Genomic DNA, 14,957 nt, shown 5'->3' with positions numbered 1-14,957 from the left:
TTTTCGATAAAGCCTGTCTTGAGCGAAGACGAAAGGCTCAAAATGACAGATAAATTAACTTTTAAGACAGCCTCTTTTTTTATTTGACAAGGTTTGTAAATAGCATATCTTTGTTGGTTGAAAGTAGTTAGAAAACGAAGTATGAAGAACATTAGAAACTTTTGCATCATTGCTCATATAGATCATGGTAAAAGTACATTAGCAGATAGATTGTTAGATTATACAGGCTCTGTAACAGAACGTGAAAAACAGAACCAATTACTAGATAATATGGATTTGGAGCGAGAACGTGGTATTACTATAAAATCGCATGCCATTCAAATGGATTATATCCATAATGGAGAACCCTTTATTTTAAATTTAATAGATACTCCAGGTCACGTAGATTTTTCTTACGAAGTTTCTAGATCAATAGCTGCTTGTGAAGGTGCATTATTAATTGTAGATGCTGCACAAAGTATACAAGCACAAACCATTTCTAACTTATATTTGGCTTTAGAGAACGATTTGGAAATTATTCCAATTTTAAATAAAGTAGATTTACCTTCTGCAAATCCAGAAGAAGTAACAGATGATATTGTAGATTTATTAGGTTGTAACCCAGAAGAAGTAATTCATGCAAGTGGAAAAACGGGTTTTGGAGTTGACAATATTTTAGAAGCTATTATAGATAGAATTCCTGCTCCAAAAGGAGATCCAGAAGCGCCTTTACAAGCCTTGATTTTTGATTCAGTTTATAATTCTTACAGAGGAATTGAAACCTATTTTAGAGTCTTAAATGGTGAAATTAAAAAAGGACAAGAAATAAAGTTTATGGCAACAGGCAAAAATTATTTTGCTGATGAAGTTGGAACTTTAAAATTAGAGCAAGTTGTTAAAAAGTCTGTAAAAACTGGTGATGTTGGGTATTTAATTACAGGAATTAAAACCGCAAAAGAAGTAAAAGTAGGAGATACTATTACAGATGCTCATAAACCAACAACAGAAACAATTGATGGTTTTGAAGATGTAAAACCAATGGTTTTTGCAGGAATTTATCCAGTAGACACAGAAGATTATGAAGAATTGCGTTATTCTATGGAAAAACTGCAATTAAATGATGCTTCTTTAGTATTTCAACCAGAAAGCTCTGCAGCTTTGGGCTTTGGTTTTAGATGTGGATTCTTAGGAATGTTGCACATGGAAATTATTCAAGAACGTTTAGAGCGTGAGTTTAATATGACTGTGATTACAACAGTGCCTAACGTTTCTTACCATGCATATACAAAGAAAGAGCCAAACGAATTAATTCTGTTAAACAATCCAACAGATTTACCAGATCCATCTAGATTAGACAGGGTAGAAGAACCTTTTATTAAAGCGTCTATCATTACTAAATCTGACTTTGTTGGGCAAGTAATGAGTTTGTGTATAGAAAAACGTGGGCAAATTACCAATCAAACCTATTTAACCACACAAAGAGTAGAGCTAATTTTCGAAATGCCTTTGGCAGAAATTGTATTCGATTTTTATGACCGTTTAAAAACAGTTTCTAAAGGATATGCTTCTTTTGATTATCATCCAATTGGTATGAAAGTATCTAAACTGGTAAGAGTAGATATTTTACTAAATGGGCAGCCAGTAGATGCACTTTCTGCTTTATTGCATGCAGATAATGCATATTCTATTGGTAAAAAAATAGTAGAGAAACTTAAAACTTTAATTCCAAGACAACAGTTTGACATTCCTATTCAAGCAGCAATTGGAGCAAAAATTATTGCGCGTGAAACTACCAAAGCTTTACGTAAAGATGTTACTGCAAAATGTTATGGAGGAGATATTTCTAGAAAGCGTAAACTGTTAGAAAAACAGAAAAAAGGTAAGAAACGTATGCGTCAAGTAGGTAATGTAGAAATTCCGCAAGAAGCATTTATGGCAGTTTTAAAGTTGAATGATTAATTCCTTGTACGAGTTATGATAATTAATTTTGAAGAAATTCCACAAGCAAATACTGGAAAAGGAGACCAAGATTCTTTTGAATTATTTGCTAGAGATTTTTTATCAAATATTGGTTTTGAAATTATAGAAAATCCAGCAAGAGGTGTTGATGGTGGAATTGATTTAAAAATAAAAGAAACTAGAATTGGTGTAAATGATCAGACTTCTACTTTTTATTGGTTAGTAAGTTGTAAACATTATGTTTTTTCAAAAAAATCTATTGGTTCAAGTATTGAGCAAGATATTCTTGATAGAGTTAAAACCAATAATTGTGACGGATTTATGGGTTTTTATTCAACTATTCCATCTTCAGGATTAGTTAATAAATTAGAAGGTCTGTCTAGTGAAATTAGTTACTATATCTATGAACCTGAAAAAATAGAAAGTCAAATTTTGGGCTTAAATTCTATGTCGAATTTATTTTTAAGGTATTTTCCTAAATCTTTTAAAAAATGGAAAGAATTATATTATTTTCAAGAACCAATAAAACTCTTTGATTATTATATTAAAAATGAATTTAAAAATAAATTCGAACCAATCAATTCAATTTATGATTCAAATGAAAAAATATTAAAAGCTATCAAAAACACTAAAAATTTCAAAGAATTTATCGAGTATAGCTCTGTAAAACTAATTGTAGAGGATATTGTAAAATATTTAAATATTTTATATAAAAAACATAAAAAAATATTAGAAAAAAAAACCTCTACAAAACGATATAAATTTCTTCATAATGATCTTCTTGCGGATTTTTTATCTAATAAAAACAATATAAATATTGTTAAGAAAGGTATTATATCTGGGACTACCTTTGAAAACGATGCGTATTTTATTTTATATCCCAACTTCTTATGCTTAAATCAGCCTAAACACGATGAATTAGTTTTGGTATATGAAAAATTGAAAGATATTCTAAATTAAAGTACTAACTCTCCAACCATTTCCTAAAGTCTGAAGTTGTAGAAGAACTCGTCATTACTTTTTCTTTGTGGTTTTTATATAAATTCCACAGATTTTATAGTTTTTAAGAATTTGTTAGATGTATATTAAGATGATATTTTAATTTATAAATTTAATTATTGGTGAATACATTCACTAAAAAACATAATATTTGGTGAATACATTCACTAAAAAACATAATATTTGGTGAATAATTTATTTAAATTCTTATCTTTGTAATATAATTTTATCAAATATGATAAATAGACTGTTACAAAAAAATATAGAAAACCGTTTTAAACAAGGTAAAGTTATTGTTGTTTTAGGACCAAGACAAGTTGGTAAAACCACATTAATAAAAAAAATATTGAAAAATGAAGAGTATTTATTTTTAAATGGTGATGATATCTCTACACGCAATTTACTAAACACAGCAAATACAGAAGACATAAAGGCAATTATTAGTGGCTACCAAACTATTTTTATTGATGAAGCACAACGTATTGAAAATATTGGATTAACTGCAAAAATCATTGCAGATTATTTTTCTGATATTCAACTCATTTTAAGTGGTTCATCTGCTTTTGATATTAAAAACCAAACTAATGAACCGTTAACAGGAAGGAAGTTTGAATATACTTTATTACCTATTTCTTGGAAAGAATTTGAAAATTCTGAAAATTATATTGTTGCAACTCAACAATTGGAGCATCGTTTGGTGTTTGGAATGTATCCAGAAGTTATCAATAAACTAGGAGATGAAGAAGAGGTTTTAGCAAATTTATCTGATAGTTATTTGTACAAGGATATTTTGGCTTTATATGATATAAGAAAGCCAGAAGTTTTAGAGAAATTATTGAAAGCGTTAGCATATCAAATTGGAAATGAAGTAAGTTACAATGAATTATCGCAAACTGTTGGTGTAGATAAAAATACAATTAGCAGTTATATTGATATTTTGCAACAAAGCTACATTATTTATAAACTTCCAAGTTATAGTAAAAATTTAAGAAACGAAATTAAGCGAAATCAAAAAGTTTACTTTTATGATTTAGGTTTACGAAATAATATCATTGGTGATTTTCGTCCTTTTTCTGAACGAATAGATAAGGGTTCAATTTGGGAAAACTTCTTGATTACAGAGCGCTTGAAATCTAATTTATATGCAAGAAATAAAGTTGGGAAATACTTTTGGAGAACAACAGCGCAACAAGAAATTGATTATATTGAGGAGAAACACCAAGATCTATCAGCTTTCGAATTCAAATGGAGTGAAAAACAAAAAGCAAAAATCCCAAAAACATTTACAAGAACGTATCATGTGGATGTTAAAGTGATTGATAAAAGGAATTTTAGGGAATTTATTTATCTGTAAATTCATAAAAACCTCACAGGTTTTTTAAGACCTGTGAGGTTTAAAACGAAGTAATTTTTCAACTCTCCAACAATTTTCTAAAATCAGCAGTGGTTGCAGAACTTGTATCTCAAAGATTATCAAAACCTACAAAATCTTTTTTTTAAAGAAACTAAAAAGAATTGGAGTCAAACTCAAAAAAGAAGAAACACTTAAAATTAAACCATACTTAATATCATAATAGCTTATTTTTCTAATTCCATTTTCACAAGCAGTACATTCAATAACAAGAATATTTGCATGTATTGCTGAAATTATTATTGTTGAAAAAACAAATAGAATTAACCAAAGCATAATTCTTTTAATTGACTGATGCTTATGATAAATTAAACTTAGAACTAAAACTGATAATGAAATAGAAAAACTAATAATAAAATAAGTAGATGGGAAAAAATGAAAACCTTTTCCTGTAAAGATTATTTTATTACTAGTTGTCCATTTGTATAAATTAAAAATTTGTCTTCTTAAATATGAATCAAGAAATAGCGAAATAGCAAAACTTACTATTAGAACTAACAGTATTATTATAATTTTTTTAACCATAGAGTTTAATTTAACTCTCCAACCATTTCCTAAAATCTGAAGTAGTAGAAGAACTTGTCATTACTTTTTCTTTGTGGTTTTTTATTGATATTAATAATCGGTTTTTAAAATGACTTTCTATTTTATCAATAAAATCGATATTTACAATTTCACTTCTATTAATTTTAAAGAATTTCTTTGGATTCAATTGCTGATAAATACTACCTAAATTTTGAGAAATGGTATGCCTTTTTCCATTATTATCTATTACCAAACAAAAATCTCCAGAAGCAGTAATTAATGCAATATCTACAGCATTTAATAATTGAATTCCAGATGCTTTTTTAATGACAAATCGCTTTTTATAAGTTGTACTTTCTTGTTGTAAAGCAGTTTTTAAAGCATCAATTGTATTGGAGTCTAAAGAATTGTAATCTCCTTTTTTAAATAACGATTCGTATTTTTTAATTGCCTTATTAAAATCATCTTGAGAATAAGGTTTTAAAATGTAGGCAATTCCGTTTGTGTGAAAAGCTTGGAATAAATATTCATCATGAGCAGAGCAGAAAATTATTGGAGCTTCAATTTTTATATGATTAAACAAATCGAAAGAAAGTCCGTCTAAAAGCTGAATATCAGACAAAATAAAATCGTAGGTATTTTCTTTTAGTAGTTTTTCTCCATCAACTATTGTTCTTGCCCAATCGCTTTGAGCTGAACTTGTTTCAGCATCTTTAAAATAAGATTTTAAACAAGCTTGCAATTTTTGATATGCAGGAATTTCATCTTCTAAAATTAAAATATTCATAGTTTTAACTTTGTCTACTCGAGCGCAGTCGAGAGGTTAATTTAGGTCTCGACTGCGCTCGACCTGACACTTTTATTCGCTTAATGTAATAACAGGAATAAAAACTTCAAATTTTTTATCCATATCATGTATTTGAATTTGTTCATCTGAAAGCAACTTATAACGCGCTTTTAAATTTTCTAAACCTGTTTTTAAAGATTCTTGTTTGGAAACCATATCAGATTTTGAGTTGGTAATAATTAGCCATCCATCATTAATTTGAATAGTTGTTTTTATGGGCGTTTTTCCATCGGATTTATTATGTTTTACCACATTTTCTAACAATGTCTGTATAGCACCAGTTGGAATAAATTTATCTTTTATAGATGTATTTTCTTCAATTTTAAATTCATAATCAGCTTCGAATCTGGTTTTTATCAAAAAAATATAATTTTCTGCAAAATTTATTTCTTTAGAAAGTTCCATAACCTCTGCATCTTTGGTTTGTATTAAATACCTATAAATTAAAGACAGTCTATTAATATATTCTTTTGCTTTTTGTGGGTTGCTATCTATTAAAGCATCTAAAGTATTTAAATTATTAAATAAAAAATGAGGATCTATTTGAGAGCGCAATAATTTTAATTCGTTTTCTTTTTGTTGTTTTTGAATTGAAACTAATTCTTGCTGGCCTTCGTAAAATTTTTTTATGAGTAAAATGGCTAAAGGAAATCCTCCCATATCTACAGCATTATATAATCCTCCAATACAAAAAGATAAAATATTATCAATTTCCCTTAAATCGTTACCAGCAGTTAAATTACCAATAACTTTGTCTATAGTACCTATGGTTGTTAAAAAAAGAATGCTAACTAAAAAGAATACGAAATACTGCTTTTTTTTAACTAAGAATTCTGGAATTATATAATTTATATTAACTATAATTATTAGAAGACTTAAGAAAATATCTACAGGAAAATCAATGAGATATTCTATTAATGAATTTTCTTCAAGATAATAATCGTAAACACCAAATAAAGTAGTAGCCGCAAAAATTATGGTTAATATAATCCAATCAGATTTATTTAATTTGGTATTCATCTAAACAAAGGTGTTAATTACCATCATTAATTCTGTTTTCTTCATCATTATTTCTGTTTCTAGTTGATTTTTTCTTCCCAAATTTGTCTCCAAAACTATATACCAAACGTAATTGAATATTTTGTCTAGAGCCATTACTTTCTACTGCAGCTGTTCCATTTCCATAATCTATATTACCCACAAAACCTCTGTTAAGCATTTTATTAAAGCCTAAATTTACTTTTAATTTATCATCTAAAAACTTTTTTCCGAAAGAAAAATCTAATTCTGCCAACCAATCTACTTCTATTTGACCTTCTAAAGCTCCTGTACCATAATTTCCACTTAATTCAAAATTGATATCCCAAGGTAATTGATAACTAGCTTGGATAAACCAAATTAGGTTCCATTTATTTAAATCTACTCCAAAAGTTGAAGATTGAAAATCTGTATTTGTAACGATAATTCCTGTATAACCCTCTAAACCTTTTGCAAAATTTACGGGAGCAAACAATCTAAAGTTCCAATTGGTGTTATTTTCTACATTTACATCTTGCTGACGTATTTGTGCAGTTGCATTGTCTTGTTTTATCAACTGAAAAATAACATCGTCTGTTTTGCTGTAACCCACTGTAAAAAAAGGCTGACCTTCATACGTTAAATTAAATTGATAATTATTGGTGTAAGCAGGTGTTAAATTTGGATTTCCTTCACCAGCAGAAAACGGATCTAAAAACTGTTGAAACGAGTTTAAACTGTTATAAGATGGTCTTTGAATTCTATAACTGTAAGAAATACTTGCACCTAAAACATCTGTAAGTTTTCTACTAATTGATGCACTTGGAAATACTTTTTTAATAGGTCTTTTTTGAACTTCTGTAGTTGGTGTTCCGTTTTTTAAGAAGGTAGAAGTCCCATCTGTATTGCTATCTTCATAACGCAATCCACCAGAAAAAGACCAATCTCCAAATTTTGCATTTACTTTAGAGTACAAAGCAAAGATGGTTTCATCAATTACAAAACGACTACTTTCATCTACATCTTTATCAAAATTCCCATTATTATTTTGAGAAAAGGCTTGTAAATCATTATCCGTTGTTACATCAGCAAAACGAGTTCCTGCACTTAATTTAAAGTTATCAGAAAAGGTTTTTGTATAATCTGCTCTATAAGTTTTTATATTGTATTTACCATCTTGTATGTATCTTCTGTCTGTAAAAGCAACAGTACTTCCTGCAACATCAGACAAAGTATTTGTGTTATCGTTTACAAAATCTACATAATTAAAATCAATAACTAATTTATCTGTATCTGTTTTGTACTCGTAATAAGGATTAATGTTAAAGTTTTTTCGTTCTCTATCAAAACTGTTTTCAGAAAATAGTGTATTTGTATTGTTAGCATCAGAAATTATGGTTTTGCTACTTGCAATTCTTGTAGAATTTCTTGTGCTAATTCTACCTCCAATTCCTATAGAGTGCTTATCGTTAATATAATAATCTAAACTTCCGCTAATTCTAAAATTATTTGGATCATAAGGTTCTCTAGTAACTTGGTCATAAGTTTCATTACCTACAGTTCTTACTAAAAACAAATCGTCTCTCCAAGTAGGTTGAGAGTAACTAGCACTTGTTTGCCAATTTAATTTATTTTTATAGCTGGCAATAGAAAAACCAGAACCCCACTCAAAACCTTCATCTTCTCCAACCCAAAGATTAGTGCTACCATGTGTGCCCAGTTTTACATTTTTCTTTAAAATAATGTTAATGATGGCTCCAGAACCAGAAGCTTCGTACTCTGCTCCAGGTTGCTCTACAACCTCAATTTTAGCAATATTATCTGCAGGAAAATCTCGTAATAAAGTTTCTACGTCCATATATTCTGTAGTTTTTCCATTGATTAAAATTCTTACACCTCTATTTCCAGCAATAGAAATTCCGTTGTTGGTAACCAGAACTCCTGGAATTTTACGCATTACATCTTGTAAATTGGTATTAATCATTTCTGATTTTTCTAAATCTACCACCAATTTTTCTGCAGTTTGTCTAATAACTGGTCGTTTACTTTTGATAACAACTTCGTTTAAAGTTGTACTTTCTTCTTTAAGTGTAATATTAAATGTCTTGTTTTCATTTAAATTAAAAGTTTTGATCTTTTGAGTTTCAAAACCCAACATAGAAACTTCTATTTTATATTTTCCAGAAGCAATTTTATCAAAATTATAATTTCCATCATTGTTAGAAACCATTCCTTTAGGGTTTGCTTCTTCGCCTATTTTATATAAAATGACGTTTGCAAAAGGTAGTGGATTGTTTTGTTCATCAACAATTTTTCCTTTAATAGAGTGTTGAGAGAATAAAGTTGATATTCCTAAGAATAAAAATAAAAGTGACGTTGTTAAATTTTTCATTTGGGTTGATTTTATTTATATAACACTGTAAAAGTGCCAGTTTTGTTACACTAGAAAAAGAAATATCTGACGAATTGGGTTCTTTTTCCGATAAACGGATATTCTTTTCCTATTAAATCAAGACGCATAAAATGAATAAAAAGTTTCCTGCAAAAAAAAAGACTTCTTAATTTTAAGAAGTCTTTTTATGATATGGATTAAGATTTTTTATTTAACTAAGCTACAGTCTTTCAAATCGTCTATAGTTTTTTGAATTTCTCCATTAGCATCACCACAAACCACTATCTGACTTTTAAGTGCTTCTTTATAATTCTCGCAATTAGACTTTGCAGTTGCTTGAGTAGAGTTTGTATAAGCATCTAAAGCAACTTTAACAGAGTTAATTACTTTTTGGCAAGCTTCACTAGTTTGAGATCCACCAATGCTATCATTATCACTACTACATGCAAAAAATAATATCGAAAAAGCTACGTATAAAATTGTTTTTTTCATTTTTTAAATTTTTAGATTGTAAAAGTAACTAATTTAATCTCTATTTCCTAAAACTTGTAAACCCCAATACAATAACATTGCTAGAGAACCTAATGCTGCAACTAAATAAGTTCTTGCTGCCCATTTAAGAGCATCAGTTGCACCAGCCAATTCTTCTCTAGAAACCATGTTCTTATTTTTTAGCCAAGCCAATGCTCTATTACTTGCATCATATTCTACAGGCAAAGTTATAAAACTAAAAAGAGTTGCAAAACCCATAAAAATCAAACCAGTAATAGCAATATAAAAACCAATTCCAGAATTACTAGAAGCTGCTCCCAAAATTAAACCTCCAATAACTAACCATTGAGAAAATTTAGAAGTAACACTAACAATAGGTACTAATTGAGAACGCATTGTTAAGTAACTATATGCTTTTGCATGTTGTACTGCATGCCCAACTTCGTGAGCTGCAACAGCAGCTGCAGCTGCATTTCTTTGGTTGTAAACAGCTTCACTTAAATTTACAGTTTTATCTTTTGGGTTGTAATGGTCTGTTAATCTACCAGGTGTAGAAATTACTTTTACATCAAATATACCATTGTCTGATAACATTTTAGTGGCAATTTCTGCACCACTCATTCCGTTTCTTAGACTTATTTGAGAATATTTTTTGAATTTACTCTTCAATTGATTACTAACTAGCCAACTCACTAAAGAGATTGCACCAATTAAAATATAAAATCCCATCATAATTTATAAAGTTTTAAATTGTATATCATTTTTGTTTGATAAATTTACAACATAAATTATTCCATATTATTTTTTTTAGCTAAAAATTTAGTTTTGACACCTTTTTACTCTATAATTTGTGAAACCAAATGACAATATGACAAACAAGCCAAAAATATTATTAATTTATACTGGAGGGACTATTGGTATGATTAAAGACTATAAAACTGGGGCTTTAAAAGCTTTTGATTTTTCTGAAATAGAAAACAAAATTCTAGAATTGCAACAACTTAATTGTGATATAGAAAGCATTTCTTTTGCAGAACCTATAGATTCTTCTAATATGAATACAGCGTATTTTAAAGATATAGTAACTATTATAGAAAACAATTATGCAAATTTTGATGGTTTTGTTGTTTTAACTGGTTCAGATACGATGTCTTATACCTCTTCTGCAATTAGTTTTATGCTAGAAAACTTAGCGAAACCTATTATTTTTACAGGCTCTCAGTTGCCAATAGGAGATTTGAGAACAGATGCTAAAGAAAATTTAATCACTTCTATAGAAATTGCCTCAGCAAAAAAAAATAATGCACCCATTATTAAAGAAGTTTGTTTGTATTTTGAATATAAACTTTATAGAGCAAATAGAACAACAAAAATTAGCTCTGAGCAATTTGAAGCATTCACCTCTATGAATTTTCCACCATTGGCAGAAAGTGGAGTGCATTTAAATTTTAATGAACATTTAATTTCTTATAAAAAAACAGCACAACAAAATTTAATTGTTAGAAAAGAATTGGTAGAAGATGTTGTTGTTTTAAAGCTTTTTCCAGGAATATCAAATAAAGTTGTAGAAAGTATTTTAAATATTTCTAATTTAAAAGGTGTGGTTTTAGAAACTTACGGAGCTGGAAATGCACCAAACAATAAGTCTTTTATAAATCTTTTAGAAAAATCTATAGAAAAAGGATTAAAAATTGTTAATGTAACACAATGTAAAAGTGGTAAAGTCTTGATGGGACACTATGATACCAGCCTTGAAATGAGAAAAATAGGAGTTATAAATGGTAAAGACATTACAACAGAATCTGCAGTTGCAAAATTAATGTACTTGCTAAATAAAGAACTGTCTAACAAGGATTTTAAAACTTTTTTCGAGCAATCTTTAAGAGGAGAAATTACTGAATGATTTCTAAAAAAGAACTTAATTATTAGGAAAAGCCAATATTTGTTTCATAAAAATAGATATATTTTTTTAAATCCTCAATAATTTTTTGTTACTTGGCAGTCTCAAAAAAGCAAATTTGTTTTTTTTAATGGATTTTATTCATAAAATACTTAACATATTGTTTTTTTGAATTGAAAATTTATATCTTTAACCCGTTAACTATTAAAAATTAATTATAACAACGATGAAAAAAGTAGTAAATATCCTATCAATAGCAGGATTTATGTTTTTTGGAGCCATTCAATCAACTTTCGCACAAGAAGCAGCATCAGATGAAAACAGAACTTTTCACCAAGAATTAAAACTTCGTTTTATTGAAGGTGATCCAGGTTTTATGGGAATAGTATTAGTAGCTCTGATTCTAGGATTAGCAATTGCAATCGAAAGAATTATTTATTTAAACATGGCTACAACAAATACTAAGAAATTAGTAGCAAATGTAGACGATGCTCTAAGTTCTGGAGGTATAGAAGCAGCTAAAGAGGTTTGTAGAAACTCTAAAGGACCTGTAGCTTCTATTTTTTATCAAGGTTTAGATAGAGTAGATGAAGGTGTAGATGCAGCAGAAAAAGCAGTAGTATCTTATGGTGGAGTTCAAATGGGACTTTTAGAGAAAAACGTTTCTTGGTTATCTTTATTTATTGCTTTAGCACCAATGCTTGGGTTTATGGGTACTGTAATTGGTATGATTGATGCATTTGATAGAATTGCAGTAGCAAATGATATTTCTCCAGCAGTAGTTGCAGGTGGTATTAAAATTGCATTATTAACAACAGTATTTGGTTTAATTGTTGCAATTATTTTACAAATTTTTTACAATTATATCGTTTCTAAAATTGATAGTATCGTTAACAATATGGAAGACGCATCAATTCAATTAATCGATTTATTGGTAAAATATAAAAAATAAAAAGAATTATGAAAGGTAATAATTTATCTAAAATATTAAATATATTAATAGCTGTAATTGCTGTTGTAGGTGCATTCCTTTTCGTAAGAATTTTTATGGAAGATTCAGATGCACTAAAAACCGATGGTGACCTACAAAATAAAGTAATTAGTCCAATAATATACTTTTCAACTATTCTGTTTTATGCAGCTGTAGTAATTGCAATTGGTCTTTCTTTATGGAGTATGGTAAGAAATCCAGAAAACTTAAAGAAAACTCTATTAGGATTAGTAGTATTAGGTGTTGTTTTAGTATTTGCTTACTTCATTGCAGATGATGCAGCTGTTTTAGATACTACAGGTAAAGTAATAGAAGGAGGAGAAGCTGGTACAACAACCAATAAATGGGTTGGTACTGGAATTTGGTATAGTATAATGTTAGGAGGCGTAGCAAGTTTATTCTTTGTGTACGATTTAGTTAAGGGTCTAATAAAATCATAAATAAATGGCAAGAAGAGAGAATCCAGAAATTAATGCAGGTTCCATGGCAGATATTGCCTTCTTGCTTTTAATTTTCTTTTTAGTAACAACTACTATGAATGTAGACTCTGGGGTATCGAAGAAATTATCTGAGAAACCACCACCAGATTATGTGCCGCCAATTATTAAAGAAAAAAATATCTTTGAAGTTAATATCAATAGAAATAATGAGTTATTGGTAGAAGAAGAAAGAATGGATATTAAAGACTTAAAAGAGGCAGCTAAAAAGTTTATTGACAATGGAGGAGGAGAAGGTAAAGTAGAAAACGGTGTTGCTACTGGACCATGTGATTATTGTAGAGGAGAAAGAAGTGAGTCTTCTTCAGATCATCCAAATAAAGCAATTATTTCTGTTCAAAGTGATAGAGGTACAGAATATGGGACGTATTTAAGAGTTCAAAACGAACTTTTAAGAGCTTACTCAGAATTACGTAATAGATTATCTTTAGAAAAATATCAGATTCCATTCTCTGAGTTAGAAGAGTCTTACAAAGATATTAAGGATGATAAAAATCAAAAAGATAGAGCTGAAAGTTTGAAGAAAAAAGTTGAGTTTATCAAAACAAGTTATCCTCAAATTATTTCTGACGCTGAACCAACGTCTAATTAATTTTAAAATAGTATAACAATATGTCTAAGTTCAGAAAAAAGAAAAAAGGAATGCCAGCTGTAAATACGGCTGCTTTACCAGACATCGTTTTTATGTTGTTATTTTTCTTTATGGTAACTACTACTATGAGAGAAACCGACTTAAAAATTGATAATCCAAGATTACCTTCTGCTACAGAAGTTAAAAAATTGGAACATAAAAGTCTAGTAAGTACTATTTATGTTGGTAAAGCCAAAGATCCTAAATACGGAACTAGCTATAATAGAATTCAATTAAATGACAAAATAGCAACTGCTGATGATGTTCCTGCATTTATTATCAATGCAAGATCTAAAGTATCTGAAGCTGAGGTTCCATTTATGACAACATCTATTAAAGCTGATAAAGAATCTAGTGTTGGTACTATTACAGATATTAGATTAAAATTAAGAGATGTAAATGCTCTTAAAATTAGTTATTCTGCTTCTAAAGGAAATGGGAGTAATTAATATCTTTTAAAATAATAGAAAAAGGATAGCTTTTTAAGTTATCCTTTTTTTTTGTTTTAGGTTTAAAAACAATGGCTATGAAATATTGTATATTTATACAACGTTTGTTAATTATGATAAGGAAGTTATTTATTTTATTTTTAGTTGTTCATACTTCATTAAATGCGCAGAAAGATTCTTTACAATTAGGAGATAAATATGCAGATGATCAAATATATGTGTCAATTTCTTATGCACAATTTGCGTCTCAACCTTCTACAATTACAAAGAGTAGCTTTTCTTATGCTATATCTACTGGGTTTCTAAAAGATTTTATCTTAAATAAACAGGGCAACATTTCTGTTGCTTTTGGTGTAGGTTATGGATATAATTATTTTAACCATAAATTAAAAGTAGATGAGATAAATGGAACTACTTTTTTTGATGATACTAAAAATATCGATTCCAATTTTTTTAGATCACATAATTTAGAGATTCCTTTTGAATTGCGCTGGCGAACATCTACTGCTCAAAAATATAATTTTTGGAGAATTTATACAGGTATCAAGTTTTTATACAATCTATCCAATTCTTTCGAATACATAGATGCTAACAATACTAAATTTAAGTATAAAAATGTTTCTGCTTATAATAATTTACAGTATGGGTTAACATTATCTGCAGGTTATGATGAATTTAATATGAATGTTTTTTACGGTCTTTCACCTATATTTAAAAATGCAAATATCAACTTAGAGTCTATAAATACTACTATTTTAAAATTTGGTCTTATTTTTTATATCCTATAAAACAGGCTTAATGGCAAAAAATGGTTGGTAAAAACCTCTGAATCCCTTTGTAATACTGATTAAATTAAAAGTTTATTGAA

General features: G+C 28.6%; 15 protein-coding genes. 9 read left to right on the top strand and 6 right to left on the bottom strand.

Annotated features, from left to right (window positions below):
* Positions 1–141: 141 nt before the first annotated feature.
* The 3 genes from lepA (at position 142) to ACY2RW_RS08805 (ending at position 4,291) form a co-directional block, all read left to right on the top strand.
* The gene (gene lepA, locus ACY2RW_RS08815; RefSeq protein ID WP_490122352.1) at positions 142–1,938 is read left to right on the top strand and encodes a translation elongation factor 4; all 1,797 of its coding nucleotides are present in this window, start codon (positions 142–144) and stop codon (positions 1,936–1,938) included.
* A gap of 15 nt (positions 1,939–1,953) precedes the next feature.
* A complete protein-coding gene (locus tag ACY2RW_RS08810; protein ID WP_490122351.1) occupies positions 1,954–2,898 on the top strand; it encodes a restriction endonuclease in 945 nt (314 codons plus the stop codon).
* A gap of 274 nt (positions 2,899–3,172) precedes the next feature.
* Positions 3,173–4,291, top strand: a complete 1,119-nt coding sequence (locus ACY2RW_RS08805) for an ATP-binding protein (protein WP_490122350.1) — start codon at positions 3,173–3,175, stop codon at positions 4,289–4,291.
* Between the two features lie 126 nt (positions 4,292–4,417).
* Here ACY2RW_RS08805 and ACY2RW_RS08800 read toward each other — a convergent pair whose 3' ends face one another.
* The 6 genes from ACY2RW_RS08800 to ACY2RW_RS08775 form a co-directional block, all read right to left on the bottom strand.
* A complete protein-coding gene (locus tag ACY2RW_RS08800) occupies positions 4,418–4,873 on the bottom strand; it encodes a hypothetical protein (RefSeq protein WP_490122349.1) in 456 nt (151 codons plus the stop codon).
* Between the two features lie 10 nt (positions 4,874–4,883).
* The gene (locus ACY2RW_RS08795) at positions 4,884–5,660 is read right to left on the bottom strand and encodes a LytR/AlgR family response regulator transcription factor (protein ID WP_490122348.1); all 777 of its coding nucleotides are present in this window, start codon (positions 5,658–5,660) and stop codon (positions 4,884–4,886) included.
* A gap of 72 nt (positions 5,661–5,732) precedes the next feature.
* On the bottom strand, positions 5,733–6,740 hold the full coding sequence (locus ACY2RW_RS08790; RefSeq protein ID WP_490122347.1) for a sensor histidine kinase: 1,008 nt from the start codon (positions 6,738–6,740) through the stop codon (positions 5,733–5,735).
* Positions 6,741–6,753: 13 nt separating this feature from the next.
* Positions 6,754–9,129, bottom strand: a complete 2,376-nt coding sequence (locus ACY2RW_RS08785) for a TonB-dependent receptor domain-containing protein (protein WP_490122346.1) — start codon at positions 9,127–9,129, stop codon at positions 6,754–6,756.
* Between the two features lie 207 nt (positions 9,130–9,336).
* Positions 9,337–9,621, bottom strand: coding sequence for a hypothetical protein (locus ACY2RW_RS08780; protein WP_490122345.1), 285 nt, complete (start codon positions 9,619–9,621; stop codon positions 9,337–9,339).
* A 33-nt stretch (positions 9,622–9,654) separates the two neighbouring features.
* Positions 9,655–10,353 carry a zinc metallopeptidase gene (locus ACY2RW_RS08775; protein WP_490122344.1) on the bottom strand — a complete coding sequence of 233 codons (699 nt, stop codon included), beginning with the start codon at positions 10,351–10,353 and terminating at the stop codon, positions 9,655–9,657.
* A 136-nt stretch (positions 10,354–10,489) separates the two neighbouring features.
* On the opposite strand from ACY2RW_RS08775, the gene ACY2RW_RS08770 reads away from it, so the two are divergent.
* The 6 genes from ACY2RW_RS08770 to ACY2RW_RS08745 all read left to right on the top strand — a co-directional run bounded on the left by ACY2RW_RS08770 (position 10,490) and on the right by ACY2RW_RS08745 (position 14,877).
* Complete coding sequence (locus ACY2RW_RS08770) at positions 10,490–11,524, top strand: asparaginase (RefSeq protein ID WP_490122491.1); 1,035 nt, start codon at positions 10,490–10,492, stop codon at positions 11,522–11,524.
* Positions 11,525–11,747: 223 nt separating this feature from the next.
* Positions 11,748–12,473: a MotA/TolQ/ExbB proton channel family protein gene (locus ACY2RW_RS08765; RefSeq protein WP_490122343.1), complete on the top strand. Its 726-nt coding sequence runs from the start codon at positions 11,748–11,750 to the stop codon at positions 12,471–12,473.
* An 8-nt stretch (positions 12,474–12,481) separates the two neighbouring features.
* The gene (locus ACY2RW_RS08760; RefSeq protein WP_490122342.1) at positions 12,482–12,952 is read left to right on the top strand and encodes a hypothetical protein; all 471 of its coding nucleotides are present in this window, start codon (positions 12,482–12,484) and stop codon (positions 12,950–12,952) included.
* 4 nt (positions 12,953–12,956) lie between these two features.
* On the top strand, positions 12,957–13,601 hold the full coding sequence (locus tag ACY2RW_RS08755; protein ID WP_490122341.1) for an ExbD/TolR family protein: 645 nt from the start codon (positions 12,957–12,959) through the stop codon (positions 13,599–13,601).
* Positions 13,602–13,621: 20 nt separating this feature from the next.
* Positions 13,622–14,089: an ExbD/TolR family protein gene (locus ACY2RW_RS08750; protein WP_490122340.1), complete on the top strand. Its 468-nt coding sequence runs from the start codon at positions 13,622–13,624 to the stop codon at positions 14,087–14,089.
* 113 nt (positions 14,090–14,202) lie between these two features.
* On the top strand, positions 14,203–14,877 hold the full coding sequence (locus ACY2RW_RS08745) for a porin family protein (RefSeq protein WP_490122339.1): 675 nt from the start codon (positions 14,203–14,205) through the stop codon (positions 14,875–14,877).
* The last annotated feature ends 80 nt before the right edge of the window (positions 14,878–14,957 follow it).

The organism is Polaribacter sp. 2305UL8-11, from assembly GCF_058147165.1.
This window is presented reverse-complemented; position numbering and strand designations above follow the sequence as displayed.

Bases quoted from the DNA above. Each gene is read 5' to 3' on its own strand.
- ACY2RW_RS08765 (WP_490122343.1), top strand. From the start codon at position 11,748: ATGAAAAAAGTAGTAAATATCCTATCAATAGCAGGATTTATGTTTTTT.
- ACY2RW_RS08775 (WP_490122344.1), bottom strand. From the start codon at position 10,353: ATGATGGGATTTTATATTTTAATTGGTGCAATCTCTTTAGTGAGTTGG.
- lepA (WP_490122352.1), top strand. From the start codon at position 142: ATGAAGAACATTAGAAACTTTTGCATCATTGCTCATATAGATCATGGT.
- ACY2RW_RS08745 (WP_490122339.1), top strand. From the start codon at position 14,203: ATGATAAGGAAGTTATTTATTTTATTTTTAGTTGTTCATACTTCATTA.
- ACY2RW_RS08800 (WP_490122349.1), bottom strand. From the start codon at position 4,873: ATGGTTAAAAAAATTATAATAATACTGTTAGTTCTAATAGTAAGTTTT.
- ACY2RW_RS08790 (WP_490122347.1), bottom strand. From the start codon at position 6,740: ATGAATACCAAATTAAATAAATCTGATTGGATTATATTAACCATAATT.
- ACY2RW_RS08805 (WP_490122350.1), top strand. From the start codon at position 3,173: ATGATAAATAGACTGTTACAAAAAAATATAGAAAACCGTTTTAAACAA.
- ACY2RW_RS08770 (WP_490122491.1), top strand. From the start codon at position 10,490: ATGACAAACAAGCCAAAAATATTATTAATTTATACTGGAGGGACTATT.
- ACY2RW_RS08760 (WP_490122342.1), top strand. From the start codon at position 12,482: ATGAAAGGTAATAATTTATCTAAAATATTAAATATATTAATAGCTGTA.
- ACY2RW_RS08795 (WP_490122348.1), bottom strand. From the start codon at position 5,660: ATGAATATTTTAATTTTAGAAGATGAAATTCCTGCATATCAAAAATTG.
- ACY2RW_RS08750 (WP_490122340.1), top strand. From the start codon at position 13,622: ATGTCTAAGTTCAGAAAAAAGAAAAAAGGAATGCCAGCTGTAAATACG.
- ACY2RW_RS08785 (WP_490122346.1), bottom strand. From the start codon at position 9,129: ATGAAAAATTTAACAACGTCACTTTTATTTTTATTCTTAGGAATATCA.
- ACY2RW_RS08780 (WP_490122345.1), bottom strand. From the start codon at position 9,621: ATGAAAAAAACAATTTTATACGTAGCTTTTTCGATATTATTTTTTGCA.
- ACY2RW_RS08755 (WP_490122341.1), top strand. From the start codon at position 12,957: ATGGCAAGAAGAGAGAATCCAGAAATTAATGCAGGTTCCATGGCAGAT.
- ACY2RW_RS08810 (WP_490122351.1), top strand. From the start codon at position 1,954: ATGATAATTAATTTTGAAGAAATTCCACAAGCAAATACTGGAAAAGGA.